The sequence below is a fragment of the Spirosoma lacussanchae genome (genome assembly GCF_005870035.1).
Taxonomy (GTDB): domain Bacteria; phylum Bacteroidota; class Bacteroidia; order Cytophagales; family Spirosomataceae; genus Spirosoma; species Spirosoma lacussanchae.
Map to the genome: position 1 here is coordinate 1,971,264 of NZ_SWJG01000001.1, position 17,484 is coordinate 1,988,747.

Here is a 17,484-nt window from a genome sequence, read left to right on the forward strand (position 1 = left end):
CCAAAACCCGTTTATAGTTTTTCGATGACAAGCGCTGACGCTCCTCCTCCGCCGTTGCAGATACCGACCGCACCGATGCGGCCCTCGGTCTGTTGCAGCACGTTGGTTAGCGTCGTCACAATTCGGGCCCCCGACGCGCCCAGCGGATGACCAATCGATACGGCACCACCGAACACGTTTAGTTTCTCCTGAGGCACCTCCAGCAGCTGACTAAATGCCAGGGGTACTACGGCGAATGCTTCGTTGATTTCGAAATAATCGACGTCGGCCGTGGTCAGGCCTGCCCGCTCCAGCGCCAGCGGTACGGCTTTGGTGGGAGCGGTTGTAAACCACTCGGGTTGCTGTTCAGCGTCGGCATAGGCCAAAATACGCGCCAGTGGCTTTAGTCCGAGTTCATCGGCTTTGCGCTGGCTCATGATAACGAGCGCAGCGGCTCCGTCGCTGATTGGCGATGAGCTGGCCGGCGTTACGGTACCGTCGGGAGTGAAGGCGGCCTTCAGCGTTGGTACTTTATCGTAAATAACGTTCTTGTACTCTTCATCTTCGCTGACGGTTACAGAGCCTTTACGACCAGCCACCTCAACGGCAACGATCTCCGCTGCAAACCGTCCGGTTTGGGTGCTGTCTTCGGCCCGCCGATACGACTGCACCGTATACGCATCCTGAGCCTCTCGGCTAATGCTGTAGGTTTGCGCGGTTCGGTCGGCAAAGACCCCCATCGCACACTGATCATAGACGTCGACCAGTCCATCCCGGGCCAGCCCGTCAACAAGTTCGGCATTCCCGTATTTGTAGCCGAAGCGGGCTCTAGGCACGTAATACGGGGTGTTCGACATGCTCTCCATGCCGCCCGCCACCACGACGTCGGCCTGGCCAAGCTGGATTGCCTGTGCCGCCAGCATAACGGCTTTTGTGCCGGATGCACATACTTTGTTGATCGTGGTGCTGGGAATGGTGGCCGGGAGGCCCGCCTTGAGAGCCGCCTGTTTGGCCGGGGCCTGACCCACATTGGCCGAGACAACGTTCCCCATAATGACCTCCTGTACCTGGTCGGGCTGCACACCGGCCCGGCTGAGCGCTCCCCGGATGGCGGCTGCACCAAGGTCAGTAGCCGAGAGGGAAGACAAAACCCCACCAAATCCCCCAATCGGGGTTCGGACAGCGGAAATAATTACGACTTCGTTCATGGTTAGTTTGTGATTACTACCAGCGGTTTTCCCCCGCTGTCGGGCTTGTGACGCGTCGGGCTGATCGCGTCAGCGCATACGGTAAATCATCGGTCTGCATAGCATCGAGCAGCTGAAGCGCCTGATCCTGCGTCAGGTTCAGTTGCCTGAAGCGTCGGAGCAGATCATCCTGCCGCGACGACCGTTCTACCTGACCATTGCCCATAGACGGTTGATCTGCCTGTTGCTGGGTTTCGGCGGTCGATTTAGCCGACACCTGTTTGGAAGGTGGACGCGGAGTATACCGGTTACTTACCAACTCAAAGTTATACCGCGCCGGTTCATTCGTGAAATCTTCAAGCAACGCCTGGCGAAACAGGGTCAGAGCCGCCGTACTGTCGTGGTTAATACAGGCAATGATGCCCAGCTGGGTAGCGGCTACCGTACGCAGAGCAGACTGGTCTGAGTCGAGTAACGTCTGATACTGCTGACCTGCTTTTTTATATTGTCTCAGCTGAAAGTACGTGTGGCCCAGGTTAAGCCGGACGGCAGGATCGGCAGTTGAAGTGGCCTGGCTAAGAAAGACATATAATCTAAGGGCCTGTTGGTAGCGGCCCGCCCGATAAGCTGATTCCGCTTCCTGCCGGGCCTGGTTATTTAACGAAATCTGGTTGACCGGCACGGTCTCGCTCCACCAGAGCCAGGCAATCATCAACACATAGATCATACGCTACGAACAAACAGGAGTCCAAAAATAAGACGAAAGATTGAGACCACCCTACAGCCGAAACGTCCGTACGGTTATGATCAGATCAAACAGAATCAGGACCAGCGCTGCCAGAACGAAGTAGTAATATTTGTTGGTCGATACGGCCACCTGCTGCTGGTCAACGACCCGCCCCTGTAACGACCGCATGTAGCTGGCCAGCTCGTCAATATGCTGATCCTGGCTTTCTACTTCTATGTAACGCCCCTGCGTTTCGAGCGCCAGGCGTTGTAAAAAGCTTCTGTTCAGCCGACTGCGTACAATTTGCCTGTCGGCGTCACGTATAAAATCCCGGCCCTGTCGGATTGATGCGCCACCCTCCGTACCCACGCCCATGGTCACCAGCGGAATCCGAAACGTACGAAGCCGGGCCATGGCCGTACGATCGCAGGTGTTGAAGTTTTCGCCGTCGCTAAAAATAACAATAGCCTTGGCGTTCTGACGGGTCGAGGGGTCGGTCAGCAGTTTTTGCCGGGCCAGTTCGATAGCCTCGCACAGATTGGTGCCCCCCGTTGGCGAAACAGTAGTCCGCACATCGCGAACCGACTGCCTGATAGCATCATGATCGGCGGTGAGTGGCGACAACACAAACGACTCGGTAGAGGACACAATCAGGCCAAAACGGTCGGCAGCTAACGTATCGCACAGCTGTTGTACATCGTACTTGACCCGCTCGAGCCGGGTGGGTACTACATCGTCGGCATCCATGGACCGCGAAACATCGATAATCAGGAATACATCGCGTCCGCTGGTAATCAGATCGGCACTGGCTTCGCCAAAAGATGGGCCAAGCAGGGCAATCATCAATAGAATCAGGTAGCTGCTGCGTAAGAAAAATTTGGGAACTACGCCCCAGGCTGTCGTACCCAGCTGACGGGCGAGTCGAAATGTACGCCAGATGTAGAAAGCGTACAGGCACACAAATAGTCCTGTAAACAGGTATTCGGTCGTTGAGAATGAATATAACCAGTTCATTTAAATTTTTTTTCAATGCTGCCGGAACTGGTAATCAGGGCCAATAGGCGCAAAGAGGAGCAAAATTAGCGATTCTGCAAAGATTTTTCTGAGCTAGCTATTGGCATAAACGGAGAATGGCTCTATCTTTGCACTCCAACAAGCCGGAAGCAGTTGTAAAAAATCCGGAGAGATGCCTGAGAGGCCGAAAGGAACAGTTTGCTAAACTGTCGTACTGGTAACGGTACCGAGGGTTCGAATCCCTCTCTCTCCGCAGAATACAGTGTAGTACCTTTCTAGTTTGATTGCTACGGCTTACTAGAAATTAACAACTCGGGGTGTAGCGTAGCCCGGTATCGCGCCTGCTTTGGGAGCAGGAGGTCGTAGGTTCGAATCCTGCCACCCCGACACTAAAAACCGTCTATTTCGCAAGATTTGGGCGGTTTTTCTTTTTTAGCTATACGTATTGGCAGTTTTTTGGCAGCAATTGGCACAGAAAAAACGGCATGAAGCCCGGTAACAAAAACGAGTATCCATACACGCCAGCCCGTTTAGTTGAGACGTCAGCCAACCTTTATGTGGTTTACTATGTCTGGAGCGTTCGGGAGAAACAGAAGGTTTTAAAGCATTTAGGCTTCTAAATATAATCACACTTATACAACAGAAACGATGGTTCGCTCTTCGTACGCTTCTGTGGTTCTGCTCTTACTTATTATTCCCATTTTATATGGCTTGTGGATGCGATTGTCGCCCCACTCGCCACCTAATACTTGGATTGTCTATTTTGCCATCCTGTTTTCAGGCCCTCTCTTATTAGTTTATGGTGTTGTCATGCGGTTCATGTTGTATGAAAAAAAGCTTTCATCAATCGCTTTATTGATTGGTTGTTTACTGGTTGAAGCTGAAATCATTTTCGTTATCGAAACCTTGCTACATAACAATACTTAGTTCTGATCCTGAGTGTCTCTACGTAGCTTCTTGTAGAAGTTCATTAATATAAAATCAGGTGTACATCGCTCCTGGACATCGTGCAATTCAGGCTACACCGCCAAGGGGCGGTTGGTTATCGCACTTATCCCAGATTGCAGAGTAAACTCGTCACAAAACAGCTTCGGTTGAAATGCTGTTTTGGCTGACTTCAAGCCCGGCCTTTAGGGAGTCGACCAGGTAAGTTGCCCACCGTACTATGCACTTCGAGCCGGAATGAGAACTCCGCCAAGTAAGCCTGTGCCGGTATCATTCAGCCAGTTTATCGCCGTTGAGGGGTTCATCAACAGGTGAATGTTCGTGTTCAAGAGAGAAGTCGGCAAATGATCGAACCAAACACATGCCGACTCAAAATAATGGGTAACCTGGTACATGCCTGCCCGGTCTACGTCTACTAAGTTCTGTTAGTGTTTAAGGTTGTAGCGTTTGGTTTGCGGATGGAATGATTGCCAGGAATGCCAGAATTCCTGGTATGCTTTCGGAATGGACCCGAGCTGCTGCCCGGCTAAAGGGCCGGCAATGCAATGCCCACGCCACGTCCAGACCGACTGCGTTTCTAAATCGGTCAGTCGGCGGTTGGCGTAGCGAAAATTCAGCGACCGTCCGCCAGTTCGCCGATCCCATACACCAAACGACGCGCTGTCGGGAGCCATCATCAGCACCAGAGGCTCTCCGCCAACCACGTCATTGATCACCCGTTTTTCCTGCAGCAGATTCCAGTCATAGGCCTTGGCAACTACCCCCTGCTGAACCCCAATTACCCACGACTTCGGTTTCCAGGAGGCTGAGTCACGGCGGGTGAGTTTGCCTTTGGATAGGCCCTTGTCATAGTTTTTCATAGCCGCAAACTCGTCTGCGAAAGTGGAATCTGCCTGTAATACGCGTGTGTTGGGGTGGCTGACGGCCCACTCGCCCAGGGTCATTTGCTGTGCAGTCAGGCCGGGCAGTATTTCTCCACGCATCGGGCCAACAATGGCTTCACCGGTTGCCTGCCGCCACCAGCTACCCGTACGGCTGTCCTCAAACATGGCGTTAAAATGGTCCATACCCACCAATCGAAACTCATCAGCCTGACCGCGGACCAGCGGACTAAATACCCTACCGGTTCGACAAACGGTGCAGTAGGTGACCATAATCGGCATACCGCCAACGGTATCGCGCACCTGGTGATGGTAGCCTATCAGTTGCAACGGATACGCCGTGGCCTTGCCATTTGCTGCGTAGCCCAGTACCAGTTTGTTCAGCGGTATTTTATTCTGCTCTAAGGGAACGATCAACTTGTGAATAGGCTGGCGAAACATCTGATCCGCCATCATCTTGCTGTTGACCATGTAGAGGACTGCTCCGTATGCAATTGCGCTTGACCCTATCAGCCAGCGGTATCCGATTCGATTCGATTTGAATAGGAGCTGGTACGCCAGCACCAGTATAACTACAATACCTGCCCCTCGCAGCCAGGAGCCATACTGGTGGAGCCAATAAGTGATCTTTACCCGATCCAGATTAGCTGTGTCATCTAACTGGCTACCCGGAAACGGCATTATGAAATAAACACGGGCGGCTTCGAGTCCAATCAGCCCAAGCAGGAGGCACACGAACCCGACGAGCGTTTTTGCCAACCTCGGCGTAACGGGTTGTTGTAAAGCCGGGGTAGGTCCGGTATGTTCTGATTCGTCACGAACGGGGAGATTTGCCATATTGGTAATTCGATGATGACGTTGAATGTGAGGAAGATAATGTCCCCACCAGCTAAGACCGGTGGGGAGCACGCAATCTAACCTATGATGAATAAGTGAACCGATTCAATACTATGTATTAAATCTGCTTTTTCCTTGGAAGCGGTTTAGCTGCTTGCCAATGGACCCGGGAAATAAGCCACGTGCATTTGCCAGGGGAACGACAAGGTGAACGGGCTTGCTTCTCAATGATCAGGATACCCGGCAGCAAAACCTCCGCTGGTACTTTTCCATTGGATGTTTTAGCGCTACGGCGATGGATAACCCAGGCAGGTTTCACCGGTGATAAAAACAACAAAGGAGGTCTGATCCAACAGCAGCATAGTTAAGCGGGTGGCATGTATGGATCTTCGTGGGTATAGCCGTACTCGACGACCTTCTGCGCGCGGTATTGGTATAAGTCCCTGCTTTCAGGTGCCCAGGTATCTAACCCATCGACGTAGCGGTTGAACATACAAAATGCGGCCGCAATCAACACCGTGTCGTGAATATCCCGGTCGGTAGCACCTTCCGCCCGGGCCTTGTCAATTTGCCCGGCTGTCACATACTTGCCTCCCTGCTGTACGCTACCGGCAATGGCCAGCAATGCTTTTAGCTTCGTTGAAATAGGGGCATGGGTGTAGTCCTGCTTTACCGATTGAACCAATGACCAGTCTGTATCACCCAGATGGTGACTAGCCACTGATCCATGAATGGTTTGGCAAAAAAAACAGTCGTTACGGGCTGATACATACGTCCCAATCAGTTCTCGTTCCCCCTCACTGAGCGTGGAATCGGGGTGGTTCGCATTCGTGCGTAACAGCACGTTGACCAGATCGTTAAGGGGGCGGGCCGTTTCGGGACTAAAGGCCATCGGGCCGCGGATACCCGGTAGTCCGGGTGCAAAATCAATATGAGGCATCGTTCTGATTCTGGTTTAGTTTGGCCTGGGTAGTACATAGCCCAGAGTTCCCATACGCTCGCCCATGGCGGTATAGGCCGTTGGGTCATCGGGCGTCAGTGTTGCCAGGCCATCGACATAGCGGTTATACATCGAGAAAGAAGCGGCAATCAGTACTGTATCGTGAACATCGCCATCGGTAGCGCCTTCTGCCCGGGCAGCCTCTACCACATCGTCCGTTACAGTCCGGGCGTCGTCCGCCACACGCTGGGCAATGGTCAGTAAGGCGCGAAGCTTAAAAGAAACAGGAGCCGTTTCCAGGTTCTCCAGCGTCTGATCGACCACAGGAGCCTGCTCGCCATACAGGTAGCGGGCTGCGGCCGCGTGGCTCTGCTGGCAAAAAAAGGTCCTGTTCTGACTCGATACAAAAGCTGCAATCAGCTCCCGCTCGGCGTCAGACAGGGTGCTGTCGGCTGAGCCCGCGCGGAGCAACGCCTGAGCGAGTTCGTAAAGTGGTTTGCCCGTATCTGGCCGATACATAACCAGACTGCGTATGCCGGGGGCGTCGTTATTGAGTTGAATATGAGGCATTGGCGTTACTTTGGATTTGGATGAAAAGCGGTTGATTCCGAGTGGCTGGGAGATGAGCTGGGGCCGCGATTAGATTAGGAAGCGGGTTTGTATCGCAGAAAAACAGCCATCCAGGCCACTAGAAAAGCGACGGAGAAGACCAGTAGCGCATGGCCAAAGCCACCTAAACCAGCAACCATCGTACCGACGAAAAACACGGCTGTCGCCGTGAAAAAACGACCTACATTAAAACTTATGCCTGCCGCTGTTGCCCGGATACGGACCGAGAACAAGGCCGGGATAACACTCGATAACGCGCCCTGACTGATGCCGAAAAACAAGGCGACGAAGGCGGTTTCGGCATAGATGATCGGGCTGAACTGACGATTCGACAGAAATAGTAGCGCACAGCCGCCCGCGCATCCCGCAAAGGTTACCAACAGCGTTGTTCGCGAGCCAAGTCGCTCGATCAGGCTGCCTGACAAAAGTCCGCCAACGATGCCACCCATACCAAGCAGGATCATGGTGAGCCCCCGTTCCCGGCCTCCGGTTTGCCCAGCAGGTAGCAGCGATTGTACCCAGGTCGGAATCCAGGAGAACGTACCCCACAACCCAATCAGGACTGCTCCAAAAATTAATACGCCCGTCAGCAGATTGGCTCGGTCGGATGGGGTCCAGGATTTTTCGGGCTTGGGCATAAGGCGGGCTCGACTCCAGTTAGCCGATTCGGGTAATTTAACCAGCATCAGGACGGCCACCAGTACGGGGATTATGCCCAGCCAAAACGCTTGTCGCCAGGGAACCAGCCCAGCATTCAAGCCACCCGTGGTTACAATTCCTACCGGAAACATAACAGCTAGTACACCCAGCACGACTGCCCGCCCTTTTTCGGGCCAGATTTCAGATAAATAGACTGTTGTCAGTAGTAAAACACCGCCAACGCCCGCCTGGCTTCTACCGTATCGGATTTAGTTATAGTTGCTTCCATGATTGGTTCGGTTAACGAAGACCCTGATCAAAGACCAGCGACACATAATACTGTCCTCCCACCGCCGGCGACCCATACGCCTGCACCACATACTGATTGGTCAGATTGCTGGCGCCCAGTTTCAGCACCGTTTTTAGCGATGGCAGGCGGTAGTTGACCTGCGCATCGAGCAAGTGGTAAGCGGGTACGCGTCCGGGAATGAGCGCGTTGAACGAACCGACCCAGTCGAAGCTTTCCTGCCAGTGCCAGGCAACCGTAAAGCCAAGGTTTGGGGCAACATGGCGGTGTCCGAGCGTGACGTTGGTCTTAAAGCGGGGGGTATTGAAAGCCGCTACGTTGTTGGGGTCAGCGTTTCGAATGTCAAATGACGACCACGTACCATTGGCTCCGATCTGGTAGCCAGCCGACGTACGGTAGGTTAGGCCGAGCGTAGCGCCCTGAGCCGATACTTTATCGGAGGCATTGGTATACAGCTGAAACGCCTGCACCCTGCCGTTCAGAATATCCTGCGCGGCTGCGGCATTGGGTTTCCCATCTGATCCCAATACCGGACTGTTGGGACGTAACACGACCGTGTTGAGAATAAAATTGGTATAAACGCCGTAGTAGTAGTTCGCATCGACCGACAAATTGCTGCTGAGCAGGCCGCGGTAGCCAGCTTCAACACTGTTGACACGTTCGGGACCGATGTATGGCACATTCGCTTTTTGGAGCTTGTCTTTGTTATTCAGGAGAGCCTGTTGTGCCCCCACCGTTCTCACATCAGCTCCGAAACCGGCCCCAAACTGATTCACGCTGGCGGCTGTATAGGCATTTTCGTACACGTTCATGCCTGCGCTATTGCTGGGCGCCCCGCCCAGAATCGTGATAGGGCCCACATTGAGTTTAATGAATTGATCGGAAGGCGTGGGGTTGCGGAAGCCTGTCTGGTAACTGGCCCGGAAATGATGACGGTCAGTTGCCGAAAAAACAGCCGAGGCACGGGGCGTAAAATAACCCGCGAAGTTCTGGTTTTTATCGTACCGGCCCGATACCGTTAGTTTAAGTTTGTCGGCCAGAAATGCTTTGCTAAGCTGAGCGAATGCACCGTATTCGTGGTAGAGGATCCGACCGCCTTTATCATCGAATAGCGTCCCGTTGGTGAACAGGCTGTACTGACGGAAATTGCCCCCAACGAGCACGTCTGCTTTATTGTTGAGCATAGACGTCAGGTTATACTGTCCGTCGGCATGCCACATGCTGGTCTGACTCAGAATACCTGCCCCTGCCAGACCCTGAATTGCCGTCAGGCGGTTCTTCTGAGCTTCGTATTCGGGAGTTCCGGGGATCAGCCGACCCTGATCGGCGAATGCGCGGGCCGCTATCTGATCGTTACCACTCACGTTTGGGATCGTGCCCGCATAGGCGGCTGAGTAGCGGCTAAACCAGGTATCATCGGCTTTATCAGGCGTAACGACAGTACCGTTCAGGTCACGTACCCATGTCCGGTTAATCTGTTGACCCAGCGACCGTGTGTTATAGGAATCATGGGAGTCTTCGGCATTACTGTACCAGCGTACGAAAAACTGTTTTCCCCGCAATTCCAGTCGATGCTGGGTGAGCGAGAATCCGTTGACTGAGAAACGGTTAGAGCCGGTGTAATTGGCTGTTCCTTTGGCGTAATTGAACGCGTAGATGGCTTCCAGCTTCGGGCTGATCCGGTAATGCATCGCCCCGTTCAACTTCAGGCTATACACGTTATAGTCCGTCAGATCTTTCTCCAGATAGCCTGTTCTCGACACCTGCCCCGCGCCAGTCAGTGTTCTGACGACTTCGTCGCCATATACGTTGAGCGCATTCCGGGCTGGATTTTGGACTCCACGAAGATCGGTGGGTGTAGACTGGTTTACGTCGGAGTAATCGGTGGCAAACCAGTCGAGCCCCCACATGTATGACGCATTGAGCTTAAACGCAAAACGATTGCCGAAGGCTTTGGCATAGCGAATAGCATGGTCGTTATAGATGGCAGCACCCGTGTTCGGATCGTTGATGTGGTTGACCCCCACTTTAGCCTGCACACTCAGTCCCTGGTGTACAAACGGATCTTTGCTGGTCATCAGCAGTGCGCCATTGAAAGCCGCCGGACCGTAGAGTGCCGAAGCTGCACCCGGTACCAGCTCTACACTTTCGGCATCTAAGTCGCTCAAACCAAACATGTTTCCCACCGAAAACCCGAAGCCGGCGGGCTGATTGTCTACGCCGTCAATAAGTTGCAGAAAACGACTGTTACCGGTACTGGCAAAGCCCCGTGTGTTAATTTGCCGATACGTGAGGCCGCTCGTGACCATATCGACGCCCTTTAACGTGTTGATCCCCTCGTAGAACGTAGCTGATGGTGTCTCTCGAATGCTCCGGGCGTCCATCTTTTCAATCGTGACTGGCGCCCGAACCAGACGCTCTTCAACGCGGGAGGCTCCTACCACCACCTCATCGAGTTGGCTGGTGGCCGACATCAGCTGAATCGCTACGGGTTGAGCTGGATCGGTGATCGAAATCGTTTGAGGCTCATAGCCAACCATGGAGATGCGGAGCGTAGTTGCCCCTTTCCGATTCGTTGGAATGCTGAATTTGCCATTGTTATCCGTAATGCCACCTGTCGTTTGTCCTTTGACGGAAACGGTTGCACCGATTAGCGGTTTATTCGTAATGGGGTCGACGACGGAGCCGGTTACGTTTACCGACTGTGCTACTGTTACGGTACTAATGAGCCAGAGCCATGCATAAAGCAGGGCATATTTATAAATTTTCATGAGTTAAAATGCTTTTGAGCGTTTACGCAGCCCCGCATCTTTCGGAGGCATAGCGCGTACCGGAAGATGGAAGTGGGCTGAACAGAGACTGATTATTCGTTATGCGTTGGTTGTGGAGCCGGATAGCCACCCGGTGGACGGTTGTAACCCCGGTTCACGATGCGATCCCCCAATGTGTCGTAATAAGCAGGATCGGTAGGCGTTACCGTAGCCAGGCCATCGACATATTTGTTGTAGAGGCAGAACAGTGCGGTGATGAGCACCGTATCGTGAATTTCGCGGTCGGTTGCACCGGCTGCCTGAGCGCGGGTAACGGCTTCGGACGTAACAGCCCGGCCCGATTTCTGCGCCAGAGCGGCAATCTGCAGCAGCGCTTTCATCTTCTCGCTGACGGGCGCTGTTTCAATATCGGCTTTCACCGCAGCGGCTGTTTTATCCTCACCCAGCAGAAGGTCGGCTGCTTTTGTATGGGCAGCATTGCAAAAGTTAGTACAGTTGCGTGACGAAACGAGGACGGCAATCAATTCGCGCTCACCCTGGGTCAGCGTCGACTCGCCCCGCAAGAGAAGCTGGGTCAGCTCCCGAATTGGCATAGCCGTATCGAGCCGGTATTCGAGCAAGCCCGTAATACCGAGTAAATGATCCGGTAAAGGAATATGTGGCATGAGTAAATGCAGTATTGAGCGTAGTCTCAGCTGCCACGTCGTATGCGAGTAGCAAGAGACTACGTGATTATGTCAATCAATCAATGGCACGCCGTTCCTATACGCCTGGAAAGCGCACAGCAAACAGCCTGAACGATTTGAGAAATCGTTCATGTAAAAGAAGTGCTGGTTTGGGGGATTGATACGGATACGGTTCGTCCTAAGCGGATATGACAATACAGTCAACAACCAGTACTGGCTTCTGAGGGGAGAAAAAGAACCTGAAATCCGCGTTAAGCTTCGGGCGGGGGAGACGAGACCCGGAGAGCTAACTGGTCGAACAGGGAAGATTTTTCAGGAATTCGAATATCAGTATACCAACCAGGTGAATCGAAACAGAAGGTAATTCGTGGAGAAGGGGAGTACTCTTTCAATAAAAACTTCAGCAACGTATTGGCTTTCTTAGGCGAGTCGCTTTTCCCTGTTACATTCTCCTGCATGAACGATAGCAGGTCACTCTGCCAGAATGATTTACTATCTGTCTGAAGACCGGCAATGTATAAGGTATCATGCTCTATGCTTAGGCTCACCACCGAATAATACTGCCCTCGGTACGTGAATCCGTCCGAGGTAGTACGGGTAATAGTGATTTCGTCAGGTTTGTCTTTGAGGGGAATCTGAAATTCTACCAGACTATCGACCGAACGGTAGACCTGCAGCCGTTGGGACAGATCGTGTTCAGCCTGCCACCACGTGCCTACGCACACCAGCACATATGCCAGCATGTGATGCAGGAGTAAGCTAAACAAACCGATCGATATTGCCTTCTTCACGCGGCTGTGGCAGGTAAATTTTTTCCAACAATAATACTAATTTTTAACAAAGCCAGGGCCTTCTTTCGCTGGTTTGTTAAAGTTGTTTCGTGATCTGGTAAAAATCGGCCACAGCAAATCCGTCGATAATTTTCCCGCCACGCAACGTAAACCTGGCAAATCCGGGCACTGTAAAGGGTTGGTTAGTAGCGGCCGGTGCCATGAACGCGCTACTATGTGTGCCCATAAAATTACCTTTCAGAAACACGACCTCGCCTTCAGCCACAACCTCGGTAATTTCAATTCTAAATCCTGCAAAAGTGTTATCGAACTTGCCCATCATGGCAGTTAAACCGTCGATCCCCTGTACCGTGACGCCGAGCGAGTTGCGGAACCGCACGTCGTCAGTGACAATAGTTTTCAGAAAAGCCACATCACGGGCATTGAGGAGGGCGTTGAAAAACGATACTACTACTTTACCATTGGTAGAATTAACCGGTAGTGCGTTGTTCTTCCGGATGAGAGCTTCATTCTTTTGAGCGACTCCCGTATTCAGCGCAACGTATTGAGCGGAAGCAGCAGGCAGGCCCGTCAGCAGACCCAGCAAGACTGGCAGGTGTTTTATAAAATGCATAAACTTTTTTTAAGTTGTAGGCAGCCCTAGAGCATCAATTAAATTGAGACCATGTAGACCATCCCTTCTTTTCAAAACAGAATTCATGCCAAGTGCAATACGAATTTCGTGTATAGCCAGGTACTTCAAAGCTTCATGCAACTTCTACGGCAGAGAGAAAAGATGCTCAATGTACGGGTGTGTAGAACCAGATGCCAATTGCTGACAAATCAAAATTAGTAGCCCAGGTGAATTGGAGCAGATGTAAATAGCGGTGATCCTGCGCCCGATTCCTGATCAGATTCTGGTAGCAATAGCCCAGCTCTAGTTTTCCGTATTTTCCTGTGTTGTAGCCCAGCCCTGCATATATCCAGTCTTCGCCGTAAAATGCGTTTTTAGAACTGATAGGGCTATTTTTTGCCCCAGAGAGGCAAAGGAACATCTCATTTGACGCGGCCGCGTAGAGTCCTGTTTTTTGTGCGTTCGGGTTGTAAAGCGGATAGTTGAATCCTACCTGATAGCGAAATAGTTGTGCGTACGACCACTGATTGGTTCTCTTGTTGATCGGATAACGCTCTTCGTACCGTAGCCGGTGCGACATTCGCAACTGGCCTAATTGTGGGACTGGATGGGTAGACAGGACCTGCGCCCAGATACGATTTTCATTTACGCGTAACCCAAACAAGTTATGTTTTACGTAGGCATACCCTACACCTAGCTGCGTGCTCTTGGTCAATTTGTAACTTAGGCTGGGCTGCACGTAATACTGAAGCGCTGTTGACGGATATTGATTCAAATCCGCATTCAGGCGGTACGTATCGTAGGTAGCGGATGCGTAAAGGTTATACTGAATTTTTTTCGAAAGGCTACCCGTCTGAGATACGGTCGGAAAAGCGCCCAAAAAAAACCAGTCCTGTGCCTGGCAGATGGAGGTTAAAAAAAGAATATAAAGCAGTGAAACATATCGCATACGAGATACCCTGAAGACATACTAGTTACACGGGTTTGGTCAACATCCGTGCCAGTAAAAATACCCAGACCATAAACTTTCATATAATAGTTCGTTTGTCCGTAGGGCGTCTTTACATAGGATGCATAACGCCGGGTTGCATCATGTCAATCAATGAAAGCGGGCGTCTGTAATACAGCTAAAGTATTTGGATATGCATTCGATGGTGCCTCCGTGGAGTTAGGTATATTTATAGATTTATTCTATGTCAGTATAAAAACAATAGATTGGTGCTATATAAAGGTTCCTGTAAATTTGATTCGTCAAACCACTAAACACTATCATAATGGGAAACAACGGAAGTCCTGACACTACTGCGCTGGACGTTAACGATGAAAGTCACGTCAATACAGTAGGCAAATGCCCTTTCCTGAACGGAGAACTGAACAAGAGCGCTGGTGGTGGAACGCGAAACCGCGACTGGTGGCCAAATCAGTTACGGCTGAACATACTGCGGCAACATTCGTCTCTGACAAATCCCATGGACGAAGGTTTCAACTACGCCGAAGCGTTCAAGTCGCTGGACCTGACTGCTGTCAAGCAGGATATAGTTGAGTTGATGACTACCTCACAGGACTGGTGGCCAGCGGACTATGGTCACTACGGACCTTTCTTCATCCGGATGGCGTGGCACAGTGCCGGTACCTACCGCATCGGCGATGGCCGCGGAGGCAGCAGTTCCGGAGCACAGCGTTTTGCCCCCCTCAACAGCTGGCCCGACAATGCGAACCTCGACAAGGCTCGTCTGCTGCTGTGGCCGATTAAGCAGAAATACGGTCGGAAAATTTCCTGGGCTGACCTGATGATCCTGGCTGGCAACTGTGCGCTGGAGTCGATGGGGTTCAAAACGTTCGGCTTTGGTGGCGGGCGCGAAGATGTCTGGGAACCGGAAGAGGATATCTACTGGGGGTCTGAAACCGAATGGATGGGCGATAACGTACGGTACCCCAGTGGCCCGGAACGTAAACTCGAGCAACCCCTTGGTGCATCCCACATGGGGCTCATCTATGTGAACCCCGAAGGACCGCAGGGCAATCCAGATCCGCTTGCCGCGGCCTACGATATTCGTGAGACATTTGGTCGGATGGCCATGAACGACGAAGAAACCGTTGCGCTGATAGCAGGCGGGCATACATTCGGTAAAACGCACGGGGCGGCCAGTCCGAGCGAGTATGTTGGTTCTGAACCCGCTGGCGCAAGCATTGAAGAGCTAAGCCTGGGTTGGAAAAACTCATTCGGCACCGGTCATGGGGCGCACACTATCACGAGTGGGCTCGAAGGGGCGTGGACCACAACCCCTACGAAATGGGGCAACGAGTATTTCGATAACCTGTTCGGCTTCGACTGGGAGCTGACTAAGAGCCCGGGTGGGGCTCACCAATGGCGGCCGAAAAACGGGGCAGGTGCGGGTACGATCCCCGACGCACATGACCCGTCGATCCGGCATGCTCCCTTCATGCTTACGACTGATCTGGCGCTGAAGGCAGACCCCGCTTACGAAAAGATTTCAAGACGCTTCCACGAAAATCCAGACGAGTTCGCCGACGCATTCGCGCGGGCGTGGTTCAAGCTGACGCACCGTGATATGGGGCCGATAGACCGTTACCTGGGACCAGAAGTGCCAACCGAGGTGCTGATCTGGCAAGATCCGGTTCCTGCTGTTACACACCCGCTTGTCAACGATCAGGACATTGCCGAGCTGAAAGGTAAAATCCTGGCATCGGGCCTGACCATATCGCAGCTGGTTTCAACAGCCTGGGCTTCGGCGTCTACCTACCGCGATTCCGACAAACGCGGAGGAACCAATGGGGCACGGGTTCGGCTGGCACCTCAAAAAGACTGGACAGTCAATAACCCGGTTCAGCTGGCGGCTGTTCTGAAAACCCTTGAGGGCATTCAGCGGGAATTTAACAACGCGCAGGCTGAAGATACAAAAATCTCGATGGCCGATCTGATCGTGCTGGGTGGATGCGTTGGGATTGAACTGGCGGCTAAGAGTGCCGGCGTTGACGTTACAGTGCCGTTCACACCAGGCCGGGCGGATGCCTCGCAGGAGCAAACAGATGTAGAATCGTTTGATGCGCTCGAGCCAGGTGCCGATGGGTTCCGCAATTACTTGAATCCCAGTCATAAGTCGGCCGCCGAAGACATGCTGATTGACAAAGCTCAGTTACTGACGCTGACCGTTCCGCAGTTGACGGTGCTGATCGGCGGTATGCGGGTGCTGGACACAAACTTTGATCAGTCGCGGCATGGCGTATTTACCGACCGGCCCGGGGTGCTCACCAACGACTTTTTCGTCAATCTGCTTGACATGGCAACAACCTGGAGAGCGACTTCCGAAACCCAAAACGTTTTCGAGGGACGTGATCGTAGAACAGGCGAGCGGAAGTGGACCGGAACCCGGGTTGATCTGATCTTCGGGTCAAACTCAGAGCTCCGCGCTATTGCCGAAGTGTATGGCTGCGAAGACGCGCAGGAAAAGTTTGTGCGGGATTTTGTCGCAGCGTGGGCTAAAGTGATGAATCTTGGCCGCTTCGATCTGGCCTGATTAGGCCCCGACAGAAAAGTTTGTTTCGTTCGTTATCATCAACAGGTAGTCTGGCAACGGACTACCTGTTGTTCTACCTCACTGGTGTACCAGGTATGCCAGCTAACACTCGTCAACAATGATCTTTGATTATCCAAACCCAGTGTGTAGTCCGGTTTTTTCTACTTTGGTTCCTTTGGAAGTAGAATACTCGGGAACCATCCCCCGGCTTCAGAAGACGATTATTGATCTTGATGCAACGCTGGATCCGGCTCAGATTTCCATTATTGCGCAGCCCACTACCCATACTATACGCATAATGGGAGTTAAAGCCGAAACGGTTTGTCGAGCCATCCAGCTTATAGCCTATCCATCGGCCAGTTTGGCAGATTAATTAGGTGACGAGTCGAGTTATGTATACTTAGGTAATACAGCAAGGCAAGCCTAACAAGCGGCTAGCATAAGCCGGGCATACCTAATTATTTCACTAGCTGGGATTCTATACAAGCAACTTTGCCGGGCGGTGCAGAAGATCGTAGCCCCCAGCAGTCAAAAGAACCGGTTGACATAAACCTACAAAGAGCCTGCTGCAGGTATATGTATGTTCCTGCAACAGGCTTGATTAAACAGAAGAGTTGGATAAAGCAAAGAGCCAAAAGCGCGACAGGCGCTGGGTATCTAACCCGAAATCGAATAAGATGTAGTAGCTATTTTTTCATAGTAGACTAGTTTAAACTGTACACAAAAAGACAAGGCTCTGCGTCATCGGGGGCCGTTACTGTGACGGTTTGTACGATGTAGAATGCATAGAGCACACTGCCCCAAAAAGGGCTGGCATGGGGAAATTCCAGGACAGTTGTTGGATACATAAGTACTTATTCACAAGCAAATTGCCTGCCAATCTTTCTAACCTATAGGTAAACACTACAAAAAAAGCCGCAATGCATAAGAGCAGGGCGGCTGGATATTGCAAATTGTAAGGCGCGGAAAATCACGTCTTTCACGCATATAGATATACATACGAAGATAAACTACGTATA

The 17,484-nt window shown here is 52.1% G+C and carries 14 protein-coding genes and 2 tRNA genes; 4 read left to right on the forward strand and 12 right to left on the reverse strand.

Going from position 1 to position 17,484, the window contains the following annotated elements; genetic code table 11:
• Window positions 1-11: 11 nt before the first annotated feature.
• Genes FBR45_RS08150 through FBR45_RS08160 form a run of 3 tightly spaced genes read right to left on the reverse strand, consistent with a single transcriptional unit; the run spans window position 12 to window position 2,907 of the window.
• Entirely contained in the window at window positions 12-1,187 is a 1,176-nt protein-coding gene (locus FBR45_RS08150; protein ID WP_138500995.1) for an acetyl-CoA C-acyltransferase, read from the reverse strand.
• 16 nt (window positions 1,188-1,203) lie between these two features.
• Window positions 1,204-1,893: a tetratricopeptide repeat protein gene (locus FBR45_RS08155; RefSeq protein WP_138500997.1), complete on the reverse strand. Its 690-nt coding sequence runs from the start codon at window positions 1,891-1,893 to the stop codon at window positions 1,204-1,206.
• Window positions 1,894-1,944: 51 nt separating this feature from the next.
• Window positions 1,945-2,907, reverse strand: a complete 963-nt coding sequence (locus FBR45_RS08160) for a vWA domain-containing protein (protein WP_138500999.1) — start codon at window positions 2,905-2,907, stop codon at window positions 1,945-1,947.
• Window positions 2,908-3,073: 166 nt separating this feature from the next.
• Between FBR45_RS08160 and FBR45_RS08165 the strand changes: the two genes are divergently transcribed.
• Both FBR45_RS08165 and FBR45_RS08170 read left to right on the forward strand, forming a co-directional pair.
• Window positions 3,074-3,160 (forward strand) — tRNA-Ser (locus FBR45_RS08165).
• Between the two features lie 60 nt (window positions 3,161-3,220).
• Window positions 3,221-3,294: transfer RNA gene (locus tag FBR45_RS08170), tRNA-Pro, on the forward strand.
• Window positions 3,295-4,277: 983 nt separating this feature from the next.
• On the opposite strand, the gene FBR45_RS08175 is transcribed toward FBR45_RS08170, so the two are convergent.
• The 9 genes from FBR45_RS08175 to FBR45_RS08215 all read right to left on the reverse strand — a co-directional run bounded on the left by FBR45_RS08175 (window position 4,278) and on the right by FBR45_RS08215 (window position 13,875).
• Complete coding sequence (locus tag FBR45_RS08175; protein ID WP_138501001.1) at window positions 4,278-5,570, reverse strand: DUF3179 domain-containing (seleno)protein; 1,293 nt, start codon at window positions 5,568-5,570, stop codon at window positions 4,278-4,280.
• A gap of 364 nt (window positions 5,571-5,934) precedes the next feature.
• Window positions 5,935-6,510: a carboxymuconolactone decarboxylase family protein gene (locus tag FBR45_RS08180; protein WP_138501003.1), complete on the reverse strand. Its 576-nt coding sequence runs from the start codon at window positions 6,508-6,510 to the stop codon at window positions 5,935-5,937.
• Between the two features lie 15 nt (window positions 6,511-6,525).
• Entirely contained in the window at window positions 6,526-7,080 is a 555-nt protein-coding gene (locus FBR45_RS08185; RefSeq protein ID WP_138501005.1) for a carboxymuconolactone decarboxylase family protein, read from the reverse strand.
• Window positions 7,081-7,154: 74 nt separating this feature from the next.
• Entirely contained in the window at window positions 7,155-8,027 is an 873-nt protein-coding gene (locus tag FBR45_RS08190) for an MFS transporter (RefSeq protein WP_138501007.1), read from the reverse strand.
• 31 nt (window positions 8,028-8,058) lie between these two features.
• A complete protein-coding gene (locus FBR45_RS08195; RefSeq protein WP_138501009.1) occupies window positions 8,059-10,836 on the reverse strand; it encodes a TonB-dependent receptor in 2,778 nt (925 codons plus the stop codon).
• Between the two features lie 92 nt (window positions 10,837-10,928).
• Complete coding sequence (locus FBR45_RS08200) at window positions 10,929-11,501, reverse strand: carboxymuconolactone decarboxylase family protein (RefSeq protein ID WP_138501011.1); 573 nt, start codon at window positions 11,499-11,501, stop codon at window positions 10,929-10,931.
• A gap of 272 nt (window positions 11,502-11,773) precedes the next feature.
• Window positions 11,774-12,313 carry a hypothetical protein gene (locus tag FBR45_RS08205; protein WP_138501013.1) on the reverse strand — a complete coding sequence of 180 codons (540 nt, stop codon included), beginning with the start codon at window positions 12,311-12,313 and terminating at the stop codon, window positions 11,774-11,776.
• A 76-nt stretch (window positions 12,314-12,389) separates the two neighbouring features.
• Window positions 12,390-12,899 carry an ester cyclase gene (locus FBR45_RS08210; protein WP_171044852.1) on the reverse strand — a complete coding sequence of 170 codons (510 nt, stop codon included), beginning with the start codon at window positions 12,897-12,899 and terminating at the stop codon, window positions 12,390-12,392.
• A 193-nt stretch (window positions 12,900-13,092) separates the two neighbouring features.
• Window positions 13,093-13,875 carry a DUF2490 domain-containing protein gene (locus FBR45_RS08215; protein WP_138501017.1) on the reverse strand — a complete coding sequence of 261 codons (783 nt, stop codon included), beginning with the start codon at window positions 13,873-13,875 and terminating at the stop codon, window positions 13,093-13,095.
• 325 nt (window positions 13,876-14,200) lie between these two features.
• Between FBR45_RS08215 and katG the strand changes: the two genes are divergently transcribed.
• Both katG and FBR45_RS08225 read left to right on the forward strand, forming a co-directional pair.
• Window positions 14,201-16,465, forward strand: coding sequence for a catalase/peroxidase HPI (gene katG, locus FBR45_RS08220; protein ID WP_138501019.1), 2,265 nt, complete (start codon window positions 14,201-14,203; stop codon window positions 16,463-16,465).
• A 118-nt stretch (window positions 16,466-16,583) separates the two neighbouring features.
• Complete coding sequence (locus tag FBR45_RS08225) at window positions 16,584-16,838, forward strand: hypothetical protein (protein WP_138501021.1); 255 nt, start codon at window positions 16,584-16,586, stop codon at window positions 16,836-16,838.
• Window positions 16,839-17,484 lie beyond the last annotated feature (646 nt).